Genomic DNA, 16,270 nt, shown 5'->3' on the forward strand with positions numbered 1-16,270 from the left:
TTCCCCCGGTGCCCCGTGTGGACGTCGAGGGCAGCCTCATGTGCGACGTCCTCGCGGACGGCACGGTCGTCGGTCAGGCCCTCGTCGAGGCCGTCTACGACACGAGCAGCGGGACCCGCATCGGGACCCGCCCCGTCGACCCCGTAACAGGAGCCGACTACCTCGTACAGGGCACCTTGCAGCCCTGCCCGGCACCCGAGCAGTGCAGTTGCGAGACGGTCCTCCTGTGCGCCTTCGCGCCCGTTGAGCAGCCGACTTCGGACGCCACGGTCACCGTGACCGCGAGCACGCCCGGCGTGGGTGCCCCGGGCTCGGTCATGGGAGCGCCGTTCAACGCGCCGCTGACGGACTCACAGGCCGTATGGGACGGCTCCAGCGCCGTCCTCGCGGCGGGCCCGGACGACCGGCACACCTACATCGTCGGCGCGGTCGACCTGGCGCCGGACTGCGGCGGCCTCGACCCGGCCGGCAGCACCGTCCTGAACCTGGGCGTGCGGATCCACAACGACGGCACCGGGGCGGGCTGCGGTCTGTGGGGCCGCTTCACCGTCTGGGCGAACGGTGTCGATGTGGTCGGCGCCCCCGCCTCAGGTCTCGGCGTGCTGAGCAGCGGGACCGGCATCGCCCCCGGCGCCACCGTCAACCCGACGCGCACCGCCACTGTCTCGAACGCCGACCTCCTCGCCGGAAACGTCTACGTCGAGCTCAACGTCCAGGTCGGCGCGGACAGCACCTTTGACGGCACCGGGTGCACCCCGAACGACTCGGGTGTCGGCCAGGCGTACACCGTCGACCAGTTCACCATCACCGCCGAGCCCGTCGCGGTCACCGGCTGCCTCGTCCCCGACGGGGAGCCCACGCCCTTCCTGCGGCACATCTGCCGCACCTGCACCGGCATCGCCACCGTCACGGACACGACCCTCGACGGCGTCACCGAGTACGACACGGCCGGCGCCGTCGTCGCAGTCTGCGGCCCCACCAGCCAGACGGCGAGCGGCCGCCAGGTCATCGAGCGGTGCGGCTGCGACCAGACGGCGAGTGGCATCGTCCGGTACGTCGAGCTGTGGTCGGTCGACACCAGCGTCCCGGACGACGAGCCGCTCCTCCTCGGCACCTGGCTTGACGGGGACTTCACACAGCCCTACGAGCCCGTCAGCCCCGTCGACTGCCCGGCCGCCGGGCCCGAGGAGGTCGCCGCGCCGATCGTCCTCGGCCACATCTGCTACGACGACGGCACCGGCACCGTGCGCACCGCCGCGGTCGTGCGCTGCGCTGGATGCGACGACACGACCGTCCGGTACGTCGACGTCGAAACCGGTGCGGAGGTAGCCGCGCCTGCGGTCGTGCCGTGCCCCGGCGCGGCAGGCGACCCGGCCCAGGTCTGCTACACCGCCCCGTCCACGCCGCCCGTCACCTGTGGCACGGTGACGGTGACAGACCTGACGAGCGGAGCCATCACGGCCGCCGCGGCAGTGGCCAACCCGCAGGGCTGGCCCATCTCCGCTGGCGGCCTGGCGTCCACCTGGGACGGGGACACCAGCGCGGCCGGCGGCCCGACGACCGGCTTCGGCGTCATCAACTGCAACGACTTCGAGGGCGACACCGGCGTAGTCATCGACTACACGATCACGCCTCCCGCGAGCAACGTCACCGGGGTCAACCTGTGGAACGCGTTCGGTGCGGCCATCGGTGACCGTGACGGGATCGGCTCCGCGACCCTGACGCTCCTCGACGCGGACGGGAACACGCTGTTCACCGGGCCGTTGAACGCGTGCAGCCCGACAGCGGGCGACTACGCCACGCCGTGCCTGACGGACCTCGGCGGCCCGGTCGACGGCGTGGCCACGATGCGCCTGTCCAACCTGGCGAAGGTCCCCCAGGCCGAGACCCCGAACCCGGACATCGGATGGCGTGAGATCGGGCTGGTCACCACCGGCTATGAGGCCCTGCTGACGCTGGACTGCGGCGGCCAGGAGGTCACCGCCACGGTCGAGGGCGCGGCAGCCGGGCTCACCTACGCGGGCGGGCAGCTCACGCAGACCGGCGGCCCGCACACCCTCACCTGGCACGTCCCGGCCGGATTCGCTGGGACGATCGTCACGGACACGCCGGGCGCGTTCGACCGGCTCGACTTCACGGACGGCACGGTCGTCACCGTGTCCGGCGACGGCACGGTGAGCTTCGCCGTCCAGGTGGGCCCTGCGGCCACCGGAGACGGCACGCAGGTCGGGTTCGTCACACTGGACCCGGTGACCGGGCTGCCGACAGTCCGCGACGCGAACACCGGGCAGGTCGTGCCTGGCGCGGTGATCGTCCCGTGCCCGGGTAACGCGGACTGCGCGTCCCCGACCACCCCCGTCACCTCCGTTGGCCTGTGCCTGGCGGACGGGACGCCGATCGCCGTCACGATCACCCGCGACTGCACGGGCGCCACCGTGTCCGAGGGGTGGCTGAACCTCAGCACAGGGGCGTGGTCGGCCGGCGCGGTTCCGGCCGGGACCGTCGCATGCGGCGACTCCCGGTCGATCCAGGTCAGCGGAACGTTCTGCGCCGTGGACGACGCCACCGAGGACGTCGTCGCCCTGGTCCTCGTCGAGTACACCTACGACGACACCGGGGCGATCTCCGCGGTGCGCCTGGTCGACGCCACCACGGGCGCCACCTACGTCCCGCCCGCCGGGGTCACCGTCACCGTCTGCCCGACCGGGACGGCGCAGCCCGAGCAGGACGCCGTCATCCTGTGCCACACCGCCGCGGACGGCACGACCGTCACCCAGTTCGCACGCGACTACCGCCGCGACGAGACCGGCACGATCACCGGCCACTCGGACTACCTCCTCGACGGCACCCCCTACACCCCGGACCCGACCGGCACGGTGGGCGTCTGCCAGCCGGGCAGCTGCACCGACTGCGAGACGCTGGTGCTGTGCGACGTGCCCACCGCGGCGCCCGTGCGGATCACCGGGACGGCCGCCTCGGGCACCCTGTCCAACGGCGTGAGCTGGACGTCCACGAGCCCCAGTAACGCCACGTACGCGCCGCAGAGGAACAACGCGGATGGCTCCTGGTGGGGCATGCCCTCCTTCCCCCTCGCCACGACCACGCCGACGAAGTGGACGTTCTCCCGGCCGTCGTTCGTGGAGTTCTCCGTCTACATCGCCTACAACTCGACGGCCCCGGCGCTGAACCATGCGCAGCTCCCCGCCGGCCTCGAACCGGTGTCGCTGCCGACCGGGTACGCCTACGACCCGGCAAGCGGCGTGCTCACCCGCACGTCCGACGGCAACCCGCCCGACCCGTGCTCGTACACGACGGACCCGCAGGTGATCGGCAGCGCCCGCTTCCGCACCACCAGCGCCGTCACCACCTTCACCACGGCCCCGGCCCCGAACAGCCGTATCGCCCGGTGTGGGATCTTCTTCACCTACTGGGCGGGCGCCGTCTCCGTCGTGCCCGGCGGCCCGTTCCTGCGGCACATCTGCCGCTCCTGCGACGGCACGCCCACCGTGACGAACACCCTCCTCGACGGTGTCACCCCCTACCTCCCGGCCGGGACCGTCGACCAGTGCCACCCCGGCCAGGCGCAGCCCGACCCGGCGCCCGAGCAGGACGCGGTACTCCTGTGCCACACCGCGACGGACGGCACGGTCACGGAGATCGTCCGCGACTATCAGCGGGACGAGACCGGCGCCATCGTCGGCCACGCGGACTACACCCTCGACGGCGCCACGTTCGACACGAGCAGCGGCACCGTGGGCCAGTGCCGCCCCGTGGACTGCACGAGCACGCCTCTGTGTGTACGCCCCTCCGGTGTCGTGGAGTTCATCAGCAACGCCGAGAACCGCACGACCGGCGCCGTGGATTCCGTGTGGAAGTGGTCGTCCATGAGCCTCGCCGGCCCCTGGTACGACATGTACCAGGTCGGCATCTTCCCCGGCTGGACCGTGACGGACGCGGGCACGCCGGGCGGTACGGCGCACTGGGTGGCCCTGCACCCCAACAGCACGGTCACCAGCACCGGCCTGGACGGCGAGGGGCCGACCCTGACCTCGGCCAACCCGGAGTGGTACGCGCGGGCCTCGTTCGAGCTGCCGTCGTTCGCGGACCCGGCCACCATCCAGGTCGCCTCCACCGTCCTCAACGCGGACCAGCTCGCGGTGGAGTGGCGGCTCAACGCCGGCCCCTGGCAGGCCGTCGGCCGCAACCACCAGCCGCCGGCCTACACCTTCGGCCCGGCCGCCGTGCCGGGTGCGCAGGCGGGCACGAACACGATCTACGTCCACGGACGAGAGACGGTCTTCGGTAGCGGCGCCGCCGGCGTGATGATGCACCTCATCGTCACGTACGACGTCGACCCGAGCGCCTACGAGCAGTGGCTCCGTACCACCTGCTCGGACGGCTCGATCAGCTACCTCGACGGGGACGGCAACCCCCAGACAGGCATCCCGGCGGACTACACCATCGTTCCGTGCCCCGGCGGCACGGGCGGTGACGGGTTCGACGTCGAGACCTGGCCCCTGTGCATCCTCGACAGCACCGGGACGGTCGTGCAGCAGGTCCGGGCGGAGCAGGTCTACGACACGGCGGGAGTTGCGACCGGGGCGCCGCGCCTGGTCGACGCCGTCACCGGAGACCCGGCGACCGTCCCGGCCGGGGGCAGCGTCACCGTCTGCCCCGGCGGCGGTGGGGACTCGTGCATCCACTGCGAGACCGTCATCCTTGCGGACTCCGCCCCGCTGGAGCTGGAGTTCACCAGCACCGCGGTAGACGCCACCCCGTACACCGGAGGCGCGCCGAACGCGGCGGTCGACCTCGCGACGTCTCAGCAGGCATGGGACCGCATCGACACCGACTTCAATCCCGTCGCCCCGGCGGCCAACGGACAGAGGGTGTTCGCCGCGGCCCGGATCGGCTTCGACGGCTGCCCGCCGTGCGGCGCGGACGGACAGGTCAACGTCCAGGTCTGCGCGGACTGGCACAACAACGGCCCGACCGACGCCCCGGGCGGCACGGCACGGTTCAAGGTCTTCAACGGCACGACCGAGATCCACAGCCAGGCATACCCGAACCCCATCGTGACGGGCGGCGCAGCGGTGTTCTGCACGCTCGCCACGGTGTCCCTCCAGGACGTCATCGACGGCAAGATCACGGCCACGGTCGACCTGGAGACCGTCGACGCGGCCGGCGCACAGCGGTCGTGGGAGGTGCGGCAGCTCCGGACGATCGTCACCTCCCAGATCACCGGCTGCGGTCAGCAGTTCGCCCGCACCACCTGCCGGGACTGTGAGGGGAACGTCGTCAGCGTCACGCAGACGACTTTGACCGACGGCGAGACGTACGAGCCGGTCGGCGACGTGTCCGAGCCGCTGCCGCCCAACCCGTGCGTAGGCGGCGGCACCACGGCGAGCGGCCGGCAGCTCGTGGAGCGCTGCGGCTGCTCCGATGAGGACGGCGACGGCATCGCCGAGACCCGTTACGTCGAGCTGTGGTCGGTCGACCCCGAGGGCGTCGGTACGCCGCTCCTCGTCGGCACCTACGTGGACGGCGACTTCGACCAGCCATTGACCCCGGCCGCGCCGATGGACTGCCCGGACGACGACGGAGCCACGGCGGCGCCGGTCCTCACCGGCCTCGTCCGCGTGACCGACACCAACCCGCGGAACCTGTCGGCGGACTTCCCCGGCCTCCAGTCGGTGACACTCACCGTCATCGCGGGCAACGTCGCCGTGGCCGCCTCCTCGTTCGGGGCCACGATCCCGGCCGGGACGTCCCTCACCTGGTCCGCCCTCGACGGCGAGGCCGGCCCCCTCGGAGGCTGGTCGGCCACCGGGCAGGCGGGGGCGGACTACCTCCTCGCCTGGACCTACACCGCCTGACCCAATCCACCCGGCGGGCCCCACGCCAGGGGCCCGCCACCCTGAGCAAGGAGGTATCCAGTGGCCGGGAAGATGTGGTGCTGCGGAGGCGGCTCCAGTAGCGGCGGAGGAAGCGGCGGCCTGGCCGCGGTCGCCACGACCGACACGCCGACGGTCGACCTGTCCGGGGACGGCACGGTCAGTGCGCCGATCTCGGCGGCCGTCATCGTCGCTCCGGAGCCGAACGGCGTGGAGGCGGCGGCGGGCGGCCTCCTCGTCGCGCCCTCGGCCGACACGGGCAACACGCTCAGCGTCGGCTCGGACGGGCGTCTGTTCGTTCCGGCCGGTGGTGCGCCGCTCACCGTCGAGGACAGCTCAACGGTTGACCTCACGATCACCCCATCCGGTGCCCTGCGCGCCGACGTGATCCCTGGCTCGGTGACCATCCCTACCGTCTATGCCAGCACCGTCGAGTACCGCAGCACCGCTCCTCCGGCGACGTACAGCGGGGTGACGATCCCGGAAGCTGGCGTGTGGGCGGTGCAGATCGACACCTATTGGTCTGCCACGCACACGGGCGGCGGGGTTTACACCTACACGAACGACCTGCGGATCGGTCATGTCCGCGGCGGCGCGCTTATCGCGCAGTACAACGACGTGTGGGGGCCCACCCTCGTCAGCGCGTCCAAGAACGCGGGTCAGGCGGACCGGGGCACAACCTCTCAGTCGTACGTGGGGCCGTTCCTCGCGGGAGACCAGATCGCCCTTTACAACGTGCACTCCAACGCAACCGACGCCACGTTCACCTTCACCCCCCGCGTCACAATGTTCAAGGTCAGCGACTAGGAGATCCCCATGACTGCCCGCTACTTCAAGAACCGGGACGGGGTTGTCTCCGTCTACGTTGCCCTCGCCGACACGGGTGCGGAGGTGTTGGCGGACGCCGGTCTCACCGAGATCACCGCCGAGGAATACCAGGCGGAACAGGGGAAGCAGGACGAGGCCCGTACCGCCCTCCTTCAGCCCGCCGCAGCCACCGACAGCACGGAGACGACGAAGGAGGCGGTCCCGAGTGGCGGGCACAAGCGGCAGCGTCGCCGGTAGGCCTGACGTTGAGTACGAGGTCCTGTGCGACGACAACGGGGCGTTCCTGCGCCGGTACGTCCTCGACGACGCCGGGGCCCTGGTCCCAGTTGACGCGACCCTCGACGGTGCCGACTACAACGCGGTCGGGACCGTGGTGCGGTGCGAGGCGCCCGCGACGCCGGCGAATCCGGTCCTCGACGGCACGCTCCAGCGGCAGACCGGCGCTGGCACCGTCACGGTCCCGGCCGGCGCCCGGTCCGTGACCCTCGTCGTCGTCACCGGGACGGCGGCCGTCGCGATCGGCGGCGGCTCGCCCGTCACCGTCCCGGCCGGGACCTCCCTGTCGTGGGGTGTCGACCGGGGCGGCGACGCGGGCGAGTCACTCCAGGACGCCTACGCGTTCACCGGGGTCGCCGGGTCCGATCTCCTGATCACGTCCACTCGCGAGATCTGATGGGCACGGCCGGGGACTACGAGGCGCCGCAGCGGCGCCAGGAGCGGGCGACCGCCGTCACCGACGGGAACGGGAACGCCGTCTTCACGTGGCCCGCCGGTGCCTTCGCTGCGCCTCCGGTCGTCACCGTGGCGATCCAGGGGCCGGCCGCGTTCCGCTCCCAATCGATCACCGCGAACACCGCCACCTCGACAACGGTCAACGTCCTCGCCGCGGCCGGGGTGACGCTCCTCGGTATCGGCGTCCTCGCGGCCGGTGCGCCCGCCGCCGGGGTCACCGTCCACGCGCACGCCGTGGCCCCGTAGACCGGCGTCCTCGCGCGCCAGACAATCGAACACCGCCGCTGGTTATGGGCCGGGCGACTCCTCCCTCGACACCACGAGGAGCCCTCTCATGGCTAAGTGCTGCGGCGCGAACGGCTGCAACTGCGCCGTGACTGCCGGTCCCGGCGTCACGGTCGACGGCGACGGCTCGCCGACCAACCCGTACATCGTCAGCTCGGCCGCAGGCGAGCCCACCGCGCTCCAGGCCGCCGACACCCCGACCGTCAACGCCACCGTCGGCGGGACCGGCACCGCGGCAGACCCGTTCGAGGTGAGCGCGGACGTTGTCCTCGATCCGGCTCCGCCTGGTGGTGGGGCGAACCTGCTGGAGGCCGGTCCTGACGGCCTGTACGTCGAGTGCAGCGACGTGCGGACGTGCTTCTCGGCCGGGGACGGCGCGGCGTACGACCCGGTCACCGGGGAGATCTCCGCGCGGGTGTCGGCGGACGCGGGGAACACCGTGGCGTTCGGCTCGGACGGCGGCCTGTTCTCGGCCGGGGGAGGAGGGGGCGCTCCGAGCGTCGTGACGGCCGGGGACACCCCAACGGCGAACAACACAGTGACCGGCACCGGGGCGGCCGGGGACCCGTACGTCGTCACGACGGACGTCGTCCTCGACCCGGCGCCGCCCGGGGGTGGGGCGAACCTGCTGGAGGCCGGTCCCGACGGGCTCTATGTCGAGTGCGCGGACGTGCGGACGTGCTTCTCGGCCGGGGACGGCGCTGCCTACGACCCGGCCACCGGGGAGATCTCCGCCCGGGTGTCGGCCGACGCGGGGAACGCGGTGACCATCGGCGGCGACGGCGGGCTCTACGCCCCGACGGGAGGGGGCGCCACCGTGGACACGGCGTGCGGTCTCACCGGGGACGGCTCCCCGGCAACGCCCCTCGCCGCCGCGGTGGTCGCCTGGCCCTACGCGTGCGACGTCGACGCCAACGCGGGCGGGGTGTACTGCGACAGCGCCGGCGCCCTGCGCTCCGAGCCCCGCGGCTCGATCACGTACCTCCAGGATCAGCAGATCCTCAACCCTGCCGATCTGGTGGTCCCCACGCCCGAGGACACCGAGGTCGCCACCCACGTCCTCGACGTGCCCAACCCCGACCCCTGCCGCCCTGCCTTCCTGATCATGGAGGCCGAGGTCGACGCGGATTTCAACCTCCCCGCAGGCGCCGGCGCCGCCCTCGGGATCGCCACGGACGAGATGTCCTACCTCCGCAACTCCGGGGCGACGGCGATCCTCGACACCCATATCCAGGGCACGAAAGTCGTCAACGGCGGCACGATCCCGCCGGGCGGGACGCTCACGTTCACCCTCTCCATTCGCATGGGACGGGGGTCCGGCGGCGCGACGTACAACCGCGTTCAGTCGTTCCTCCGCGCCTTCGTCATCGTCCTGTAGGAGCCCTCGACCATGGCTGACGTAACGCTGCACTACCGCACGGCTGGCGGGGTCCTGGCGTCCCGGACGGCGACCGGCGACGACCCGCAGCCCCCGACGCTTCCCGAGGGCGCTACGGCCCTCACCGAGGCCGAGTACGCCGACGCGCTCGCCGACGTCCAGGCGCAGCGGCAGGCCCACGCGCAGCAGCTCACCGAGGAGGCCGAGGCGAACCAGTCGGCCGACTACACGGCGCTGCGGACGGCCGGCATCCCCGAGGCGACCGCGCGCCGCCTGTCCGGCTACACCGGCCCCGACGGCGACTGACGACCCCCACGAGACGGAGCACCCTCATGGCTAACTGCTGCGGCGCGGCGCGCTGCACCTGCCGCGTCACCGCCGGGCCCGGCATCACCGTCGACGGCAACGGCTCACCTGGCGCCCCCTACGTCATCAGCACCGACGGCGGAGGCGCCGCTCCGACGGTTGTGACGGCGGGGGACACCTCGACCGCGAACAACACCGTCACCGGCACCGGGGCCGCGGGGGACCCGTACGTCGTCACGACGGACGTCGTCCTCGACCCCACCCCACCGGCCGGGGGCTCCAACCTCCTCCAGGCCGGGCCCGACGGCCTGTATGTCGAGTGCGCGGACGTGCGGTCCTGCTTCTCAGCCGGGGACGGCGCCGGGTACGACCCGGCCACCGGAGAGATCACGGCACGCGTCTCGGCGGACGCCGGGAACACGACCGTGATCGGCGGGGACGGCGGCCTCTACACCCCCGCGTCGTCGACCGCCGTGCAGGCCACCGACACCCCCAGCGTCGACGTCACCGTCACCGGCACCGGCACGGCCGGCGACCCGTACGACGTGAGCGCCGCCGTGCGCCTGGACCCGACCCCGCCCGGCGGGGGGAGCAACCTGATCGAGGAGGGCCCTGACGGGCTCTACGTCGAATGCGCAGACGTACGGACGTGCTTCTCGGCCGGGGACGGCGCCGCGTACGACCCGGTCACTGGGGAGATCTCCGCGCGCCTGTCCGCCGATGCCGGGAACACCGTGGCGTTCGGCTCGGACGGCGGCCTCTATTCGGTCGGGGGCGGAGGGGGCGCTCCCTCGGTCGTGACGGCCGGGGACACCCCGACCGCGAACAACACCGTCACCGGCACCGGGGCGGCCGGGGACCCGTACGTCGTCACGACGGACGTCATCGTCGACCCCGCCCCGCCGGCCGGGGGAACGAACCTCCTCCAGACCGGTCCTGACGGCCTGTACGTCGAGTGCGCGGACGTGCGGTCCTGCTTCTCGGCCGGGGACGGCGCCGGGTACGACCCGGTCACCGGGGAGATCACCGCGCGCGTCTCGGCCGACCCGGGGAACACGACCGTGATCGGCGGTGACGGCGGCCTCTACACCCCGGCCTCGTCGACGGCGCTCCAGGCCGCCGACACTCCGAGCGTGGACGTCACCGTCACCGGCACTGGGGCGGCCGGCGACCCGTACGAGGTGAGCGCCGCGGTGATCCTCGACCCCGCCCCACCCGGCGGCGGCTCGAACCTGATCGAGGAGGGGCCCGATGGGCTCTATGTCGAGTGCGCGGACGTGCGGACGTGCTTCTCGGCCGGGGACGGCGCCGCCTACACCCCGGGCACCGGAGAGGTCGAGGCGCGCCTGTCGACCGAGGCGGACAATACGGTCGTCTTCGGGCCCGACGGTGGCCTGTACGTGCCCCCTGCTGCGCTCCCGGAGGTCGGCTGCGGCCTCCAGGGTGATGGGAGCACCGGCGCGCCCCTGGCGGCGTTCCCGGTCGCCGGGTCGCAGCCGTGGGCGGACGACTGGGACTGTGACCCGGCCGCGAACTCCACGCTGAAGTGCGACCCGACGTCGGGCGCGCTGTGGACGCCTCCCGAGCACACGTCAGCCGCGGTCACCCTCCAGCAGAACCACCCCCTCGGCACGCCCACGGTCGGCGTCACGGCCGGGTTCGTCCTCGTCGACCCGAACGCCTGGAGTGAGGGCACCTACACCGCCGACACCCTGTCGCCGTGCCGGGGGGTCTCGTTCTCGACCCGGTTCACCGGGCACGTCGAACTGACCTGGCCCGCGAACGCGCAGTTCGAGTTGGGCTATGCGGTCCAGATCGACGGCGGCGGCCTGGCCGTGCGGGTCCTGCACGGCGTCTACGTCAACGGCCCGGCCCGGCGGGAGCGGTACAGCTTCGGCGTCTCGCAGGCCGCGGTCCTGCCTCCCCACACCGGCTACTCGGTGCGGGTCTACCCGGCGGTCCGGGTGATCGCAGGATCCGTGACGTTCAACCAGTGGATCACCGACACCGACCTGATCGCGATGACCCGATAGGAGCTGCGACCGTGCGCTACTTCCTCAACGACGCCGGGGGATGGATCTCCCTCAGCGGCGACGCCGACGTGTTCGGCGTGATCCCCGACGGCTACCGCGAGGTCTCCGAAGCGGAGTACAACGCGGCGGCTGGCGTCATCACGATCGAGCCGCCCGCGCCGACGCCGGACGGCGACTGACCATGCGCCCGGTGCTTGACGCCGGGCGCAGCTAGACTCCTTGATCGTAGGAATGCCGCTGGTTCTGGGCCGGGCTCTCCCCCACGTATGACGCTGCTGGTTGTGGGCCGAGCCACCACACGTCTCGTGTTGGAGGGCCCCAGTGACCTGCCCCCTGATCGCCAATCTCGACACCGTCCGTGTCACCCGCGTCGACTCCTGTGGTCGGCCCGTGTGTGGCCTCGACAACGGTTTCGTGTTCGACTGCCTCGCCTCCGTGGCGATGAACCCCAACGTGGAAGAGGGCGAGGACGTCACCTACCGTGCCGCGAACGGCCGGCAGTGCGGATTCAAGCGCGGCTGCCCGAGCTTCAACGGCTACGACGTCGAGATCAACTTCTTCAGCGTCAGCCCCGAGTTCCTGGAGATCACCACGGGTAACCCGGTGGTCTACGACTTCGCGGGCAACCCGGTCGGCTACGACGACTGCTCGCTTCAGTGCAACTCCGGTTTCGCCCTGGAGCTGTGGGCCGAAGTCCTCGGCGAGGACGTCTGTGCGGCCGACGGCGGCGGTGACGGCGCCTGGATCTACTTCCTGCTCCCGTGGGTCACGAACGGCCAGCTCGGGGACCTCGAAGTCGGTTCGGAGGCCGTGACCCTCCAGCTGACCGGCGCGACCCGCTCGGGTGGCGGCTGGGGCGTCGGCCCGTACGACGTCGTGGCGACGGACGCGGCCGGCACCGCCGGGCCGCTGCTGACGCCGCTCGGCGCGAACTGCCACCGCCGCATTCAGCTCACGACGATCGCGCCCCCGGAGCCGGTGTGCGAGTACACCCCGGTCACCGGCGGTCTGTGCCTGGCGTCCTGACGCCGTGACGGACATGGACCTCGTCGTCCCGGTGCGGACGGGTGCGGTGAACCAGCAGCTCAGGTACGCCCTGCGCTCATGGGTCGCCCACCTGCCGCACCGGTACGTGTGGCTCATCGGGTACCGGCCGCCGTGGGTCGACGGCGTTCGGTACCTGGCGACCCCGCAGACCGGAACGAAGTACGTCAACACCACCAGGGCGGTCGCCGCGGCGTGCCGCAACAAGGGCGTCAGTGACCCGTTCGTCCTGATGAATGACGACTTCTTCGTGATGCAGCCGCTCCCTGACGGGGTGCCAACCCTGCACCGTGGGCCGGTCGCCGAGGTCGAGGCGTACTACGCGACGCGCGGCAACGGCTCCTATCTGCGGGGGCTGCGCGAGACCCGGGACCTCCTCGTCGGCCTGGGCCACGAGGACCCGGTGTCCTACGAGCTCCATGTCCCGCTGGTCGTGCATAAGGAGGGCATGCTCCACACCCTCGACGTCGGCCGGCGCCTGGACGTGCTCCACAAGCGGACCGCGTACGGGAATCTCGCCGGGATCGGCGGGGAGCGGGCCGAGGACGTCAAGATCCTTTGGCGTGGCCCGCAGTTCCCGACCGACGGCCCGTTCCTGTCGACCATGCCGGACGCCTTCGCGAGCGGCATGGTCGGTGCCCACATCCGGCGCACCTTCCCCCGGGCGTGCCGGTACGAGAGGGGAGGCGGCGGGTGACGCTCCAGACCGCCCCATGTGACCCGTGGCCGTTCGAACCGTGCTGCGAGATCGAGCAGTACGACGCCGAGACCGTGACCCGGTGGGTCGCGGTCGCCTCGTCGATCCTGTGGCGCCTGTCCGGGATGCGGTGGGGTCCGTGCCCGGTGACCGTCCGGCCGTGCCGTAGGTCGTGCCTGGAGGGCTCGCCGCTCCTCGTCCGGTGGGGGGCGACGGCCGGCCCGTGGATCCCGTACATGGACGCGGGCGGGAAGTGGCGCAACGCCTCGGTCTGCGGCTGCAAGTCGTCGTGCTCCTGCTCGGAGCTGTGCGAGATCTACCTCCCCGGCCCGGTGTACGACGTGACGGAGGTGAACCTCGGGGGCCAGGTGCTCGCGCCCGGTCTCGAGTATCGCCTTGACGCACCCGGGCGCCTGGTCCGTCTCGGCGGCGGCTGCTGGCCCTCGTGTCAGGACATGGCGGCCGCGCCCGGACAGCCCGACACCCTCACCGTCACCTACCGGTGGGGCCTGCCCCTCGACGCCGCGGCGGTCGCCGCCGTGTCGGAACTCGCCTGTCACCTGCTGCGCGGGTGCGGCGGCTCGGGTGCGTGCGGCTGCAAGGCGAACCGCAACGTCACCCGGCTCCAGCGTCAGGGCGTAGAGATCGAGATCGACCCGACGCTGATCTATGCCGAGGGCCGGACCGGGCTCCCGCTCGTCGACCTGTGGCTGAGCGCCGTGAACCCCTACGGGCAGCGCGACGCCTCGCGGGTGTACTCCCCGGACTTCAAGCGCCCGCGGGTGACGCAATGGCCCTGACCCCGTTCGCCCTTCACGACCTGGCGGAGCAAGTCCTCGCCTGTGTCTGCGCCGCCCTCGACGCCGTGGCGGCCGACGAGGAGGACGTCCTCGGCTGCCCCGACCGGGCCTGTGTCGTCCCGGGCAAGGCGGCATGGGACTCCTGTGACGACCCGTGCGGCGGCGGCACCTCCGGGCAGCTCACCGTGAACGTCGCGCAGATTTTCCCGTCCACCAGCTTCCCCACCCTCGACCGCGAGGTCCGGGGCGCGCGGTCATGCCCCCCGCCAGCCGTGACGGCGGCCGAGCTGGTCATCACGCTCCTGCGGTGCGCGCCCGGACCGGACGAGGGAGGGTGCCCGCCCTCGTGCGAGGAGCTGGCGGCCTCGGCCCGGCAACTCCACGTCGACGCCACCACGGTCTACAACGCGCTCATCTGCTGTCTGCCCAAGACGGGCAGCGGCCGGCGCGGGCCGAAGTTCGTCCTCGGCGTTCAGCGCACGGTGGGCCCGGAAGGGCTTTGCGTGGGCGTCGAGCAGCGTGTCACGGTGGCCCTGCCCGGCTGCGGCCGATGCCCGGGTGAGGAGGTGTCGTGAGCGTCGAGGTGCGGCTAGATCAGGGGGCGTTGCGCAGGCTGCTCCGGTCCCGGAGCGGACCGGCGCGGCGGAAGCTGGAGGAGCGCACCCGCAGGGTCGCCGGCATCGCCGAGGACCGTGCGCCGGGCAGCATGGGGGACTACGTCACGTGGACCGTCGAGGAGGGCCCTGGCGGGCTTCAGGGGATCGTGCGGTGTGACCACCCGGCGGTGCGGTTCGTCCTCGACGGCACCCGGCCCCACATCATCGTGCCCCGCCGGGCGAAGGCCCTGCGGTTCCGTGCCTCGGGCGGGATCGTGTTCGCGAAGCGGGTGAGGCATCCGGGGACCAGGCCCAACAACTTCATGGCCGAGGCCCTGCGGCTGGGCCGGTAGAGTCGGTGCCGGCCGCGTGGTGATCCTGGTGGGTCCAGCGCCTAACGACGAAGGCCCCGAGGGGTGGTGCCCCCGGGGCCTTCGCGGTGTCTGCGGTCAGAACCCTCCGGAGTCGCAGCTCGACGACGAGGACGACGACCCGGAGTCGTATGACGACGAGGACGAGGAGCAGGACGAGGAGGACCCGCTCGTCGACCCGCTGTCGTAGACGGTCGAGGTGTACGGGGTGGGGTCGTAGGAGGTGCGCGCCGTCGCGGCCGGGGCCGTGGTCGACGAGGTGGACGAACGGGGCTGCTGCGCCCTGCGGCGCCGGAAGATGCTCATGCCGGCAGTCTTCCGCCCGGTACGTCACCCTCACCCTGATTTGAGCAACATCAGCGGTTACGGACCGGTCCAGGCACTAGGTGCCGTGCTCTACGCTTCCACGTACGCCGCTGGTTCTGGGCCGGGCGATCGCGCGGGAGACAAGGACACACCCCGTGGCCAAGAAGTCATTTGCTCTCAACACCGAGCCGCACGTCGCCGACGTCGGGGGGACGGAACTCGCCTTTCAGCCCGAGGTCATGGGCGATGAGTTCATGGACGCGCTCGGCGAGCTGCGCGAGGCGCAGAAAGCCGCCTCCGGCATCGACCTGGAGGACTTGCAGACCCTCGACCCGGACGCGCTGCGCAGCGCCTCGCGCGGCCTTCGCGGGTTCCTCGCACAGCTGATGCTGCCCGAGTCGGCCGAGCTGTTCACGCGCCTGGACGTCGTCGCGGACGGGGCGGTCGTCGGCTCCTACCAGGACCGCGAGGAGGCGCAGCAGCACGCCGACGGGATCGCCGGCGCGAAGGTGCAAGACGCCCTGCGGCTGCCGGACCGGGTCCTCGTGGAACTCATGGAATGGGTGACCGAGCTGTACGGCGGAGGTGCCGACCAGCGCCCTCCTACGTCGTCCTCCGCCTCTGCTCCGCGATCGCAGAAGGGTGGGAGGCGTGGGATGGGAGTCTCGCCCTCCAGGGTGTCGACCCCCGCAGCTGGACGCTAAGGCGGATGCTCGCCGCCGCCGAGGCGCAGATGGACGCCGCGGCCGAGGACGAGCAGGAACGGGCCCGCAACCGGGCCAAGCTCTACGCGCCACCCGAGCGGGCTCGTCGACGGGCACCTCGTGCCCCTGACGCGCCGCGCCCCAAGCCCGCCGCCGGCGGTATGACGTTGGACGGCGCACAGGCACTCATGGCGCAGTTGGCGGCGCAGGACGCACAGCTCACCGGCAGGCGCAGCGGCTAACCTGGGGACCAGGCCAGGCCGCGCGCCTCGCCGCTCTTCGCCGACTGGTTATGG

At 72.1% G+C, this 16,270-nt stretch carries 17 protein-coding genes; all 17 read left to right on the forward strand.

Features of this window, described 5'->3' with window-relative positions; all coding sequences use genetic code 11:
* Positions 1-8: 8 nt before the first annotated feature.
* The 17 genes from OHO27_RS29030 (at position 9) to OHO27_RS29110 (ending at position 16,216) form a co-directional block, all read left to right on the forward strand.
* Complete coding sequence (locus OHO27_RS29030; RefSeq protein ID WP_328427910.1) at positions 9-5,876, forward strand: hypothetical protein; 5,868 nt, start codon at positions 9-11, stop codon at positions 5,874-5,876.
* A gap of 60 nt (positions 5,877-5,936) precedes the next feature.
* Positions 5,937-6,701: a hypothetical protein gene (locus OHO27_RS29035; protein ID WP_328427911.1), complete on the forward strand. Its 765-nt coding sequence runs from the start codon at positions 5,937-5,939 to the stop codon at positions 6,699-6,701.
* Between the two features lie 9 nt (positions 6,702-6,710).
* Positions 6,711-6,959, forward strand: coding sequence for a hypothetical protein (locus tag OHO27_RS29040; protein ID WP_328427912.1), 249 nt, complete (start codon positions 6,711-6,713; stop codon positions 6,957-6,959).
* Positions 6,928-7,395: a hypothetical protein gene (locus OHO27_RS29045; RefSeq protein ID WP_328427913.1), complete on the forward strand. Its 468-nt coding sequence runs from the start codon at positions 6,928-6,930 to the stop codon at positions 7,393-7,395. The genes OHO27_RS29040 and OHO27_RS29045 overlap by 32 nt, the downstream gene beginning before the upstream one ends.
* Complete coding sequence (locus OHO27_RS29050; protein WP_328427914.1) at positions 7,395-7,700, forward strand: hypothetical protein; 306 nt, start codon at positions 7,395-7,397, stop codon at positions 7,698-7,700. Before OHO27_RS29045 ends, OHO27_RS29050 begins: the two co-directional genes overlap by 1 nt.
* 88 nt (positions 7,701-7,788) lie before the next feature.
* The gene (locus OHO27_RS29055; RefSeq protein ID WP_328427915.1) at positions 7,789-9,117 is read left to right on the forward strand and encodes a hypothetical protein; all 1,329 of its coding nucleotides are present in this window, start codon (positions 7,789-7,791) and stop codon (positions 9,115-9,117) included.
* A gap of 12 nt (positions 9,118-9,129) precedes the next feature.
* The gene (locus OHO27_RS29060; RefSeq protein WP_328427916.1) at positions 9,130-9,423 is read left to right on the forward strand and encodes a hypothetical protein; all 294 of its coding nucleotides are present in this window, start codon (positions 9,130-9,132) and stop codon (positions 9,421-9,423) included.
* Between the two features lie 26 nt (positions 9,424-9,449).
* Entirely contained in the window at positions 9,450-11,456 is a 2,007-nt protein-coding gene (locus OHO27_RS29065; protein WP_328427917.1) for a hypothetical protein, read from the forward strand.
* Positions 11,457-11,467: 11 nt separating this feature from the next.
* Positions 11,468-11,635, forward strand: coding sequence for a hypothetical protein (locus OHO27_RS29070; RefSeq protein ID WP_328427918.1), 168 nt, complete (start codon positions 11,468-11,470; stop codon positions 11,633-11,635).
* Positions 11,636-11,777: 142 nt separating this feature from the next.
* Complete coding sequence (locus OHO27_RS29075) at positions 11,778-12,482, forward strand: hypothetical protein (protein WP_328427919.1); 705 nt, start codon at positions 11,778-11,780, stop codon at positions 12,480-12,482.
* A 13-nt stretch (positions 12,483-12,495) separates the two neighbouring features.
* Positions 12,496-13,197: a hypothetical protein gene (locus OHO27_RS29080; RefSeq protein WP_328430589.1), complete on the forward strand. Its 702-nt coding sequence runs from the start codon at positions 12,496-12,498 to the stop codon at positions 13,195-13,197.
* A complete protein-coding gene (locus tag OHO27_RS29085; RefSeq protein WP_328427920.1) occupies positions 13,194-13,997 on the forward strand; it encodes a hypothetical protein in 804 nt (267 codons plus the stop codon). Before OHO27_RS29080 ends, OHO27_RS29085 begins: the two co-directional genes overlap by 4 nt.
* On the forward strand, positions 13,988-14,572 hold the full coding sequence (locus tag OHO27_RS29090; protein ID WP_328427921.1) for a hypothetical protein: 585 nt from the start codon (positions 13,988-13,990) through the stop codon (positions 14,570-14,572). The genes OHO27_RS29085 and OHO27_RS29090 overlap by 10 nt, the downstream gene beginning before the upstream one ends.
* On the forward strand, positions 14,569-14,946 hold the full coding sequence (locus OHO27_RS29095; protein ID WP_328427922.1) for a hypothetical protein: 378 nt from the start codon (positions 14,569-14,571) through the stop codon (positions 14,944-14,946). Before OHO27_RS29090 ends, OHO27_RS29095 begins: the two co-directional genes overlap by 4 nt.
* Before the next feature lie 28 nt (positions 14,947-14,974).
* Positions 14,975-15,154 (forward strand): hypothetical protein, encoded by a 180-nt coding sequence (locus OHO27_RS29100; RefSeq protein WP_328427923.1) that lies wholly within the window; start codon positions 14,975-14,977, stop codon positions 15,152-15,154.
* A gap of 271 nt (positions 15,155-15,425) precedes the next feature.
* Positions 15,426-15,974 (forward strand): hypothetical protein, encoded by a 549-nt coding sequence (locus tag OHO27_RS29105; protein ID WP_328427924.1) that lies wholly within the window; start codon positions 15,426-15,428, stop codon positions 15,972-15,974.
* A 5-nt stretch (positions 15,975-15,979) separates the two neighbouring features.
* Positions 15,980-16,216, forward strand: coding sequence for a hypothetical protein (locus OHO27_RS29110; RefSeq protein ID WP_328427925.1), 237 nt, complete (start codon positions 15,980-15,982; stop codon positions 16,214-16,216).
* Positions 16,217-16,270: the final 54 nt, after the last annotated feature.

Origin of the sequence: Streptomyces sp. NBC_00443, assembly GCF_036014175.1 — a bacterium.
GTDB lineage: Bacteria > Actinomycetota > Actinomycetes > Streptomycetales > Streptomycetaceae > Streptomyces.

Bases quoted from the DNA above. Each gene is read 5' to 3' on its own strand.
- OHO27_RS29040 (WP_328427912.1), top strand. From the start codon at position 6,711: ATGACTGCCCGCTACTTCAAGAACCGGGACGGGGTTGTCTCCGTCTAC.
- OHO27_RS29050 (WP_328427914.1), top strand. From the start codon at position 7,395: ATGGGCACGGCCGGGGACTACGAGGCGCCGCAGCGGCGCCAGGAGCGG.
- OHO27_RS29055 (WP_328427915.1), top strand. From the start codon at position 7,789: ATGGCTAAGTGCTGCGGCGCGAACGGCTGCAACTGCGCCGTGACTGCC.
- OHO27_RS29060 (WP_328427916.1), top strand. From the start codon at position 9,130: ATGGCTGACGTAACGCTGCACTACCGCACGGCTGGCGGGGTCCTGGCG.
- OHO27_RS29065 (WP_328427917.1), top strand. From the start codon at position 9,450: ATGGCTAACTGCTGCGGCGCGGCGCGCTGCACCTGCCGCGTCACCGCC.
- OHO27_RS29080 (WP_328430589.1), top strand. From the start codon at position 12,496: ATGGACCTCGTCGTCCCGGTGCGGACGGGTGCGGTGAACCAGCAGCTC.
- OHO27_RS29090 (WP_328427921.1), top strand. From the start codon at position 13,988: ATGGCCCTGACCCCGTTCGCCCTTCACGACCTGGCGGAGCAAGTCCTC.
- OHO27_RS29110 (WP_328427925.1), top strand. From the start codon at position 15,980: ATGCTCGCCGCCGCCGAGGCGCAGATGGACGCCGCGGCCGAGGACGAG.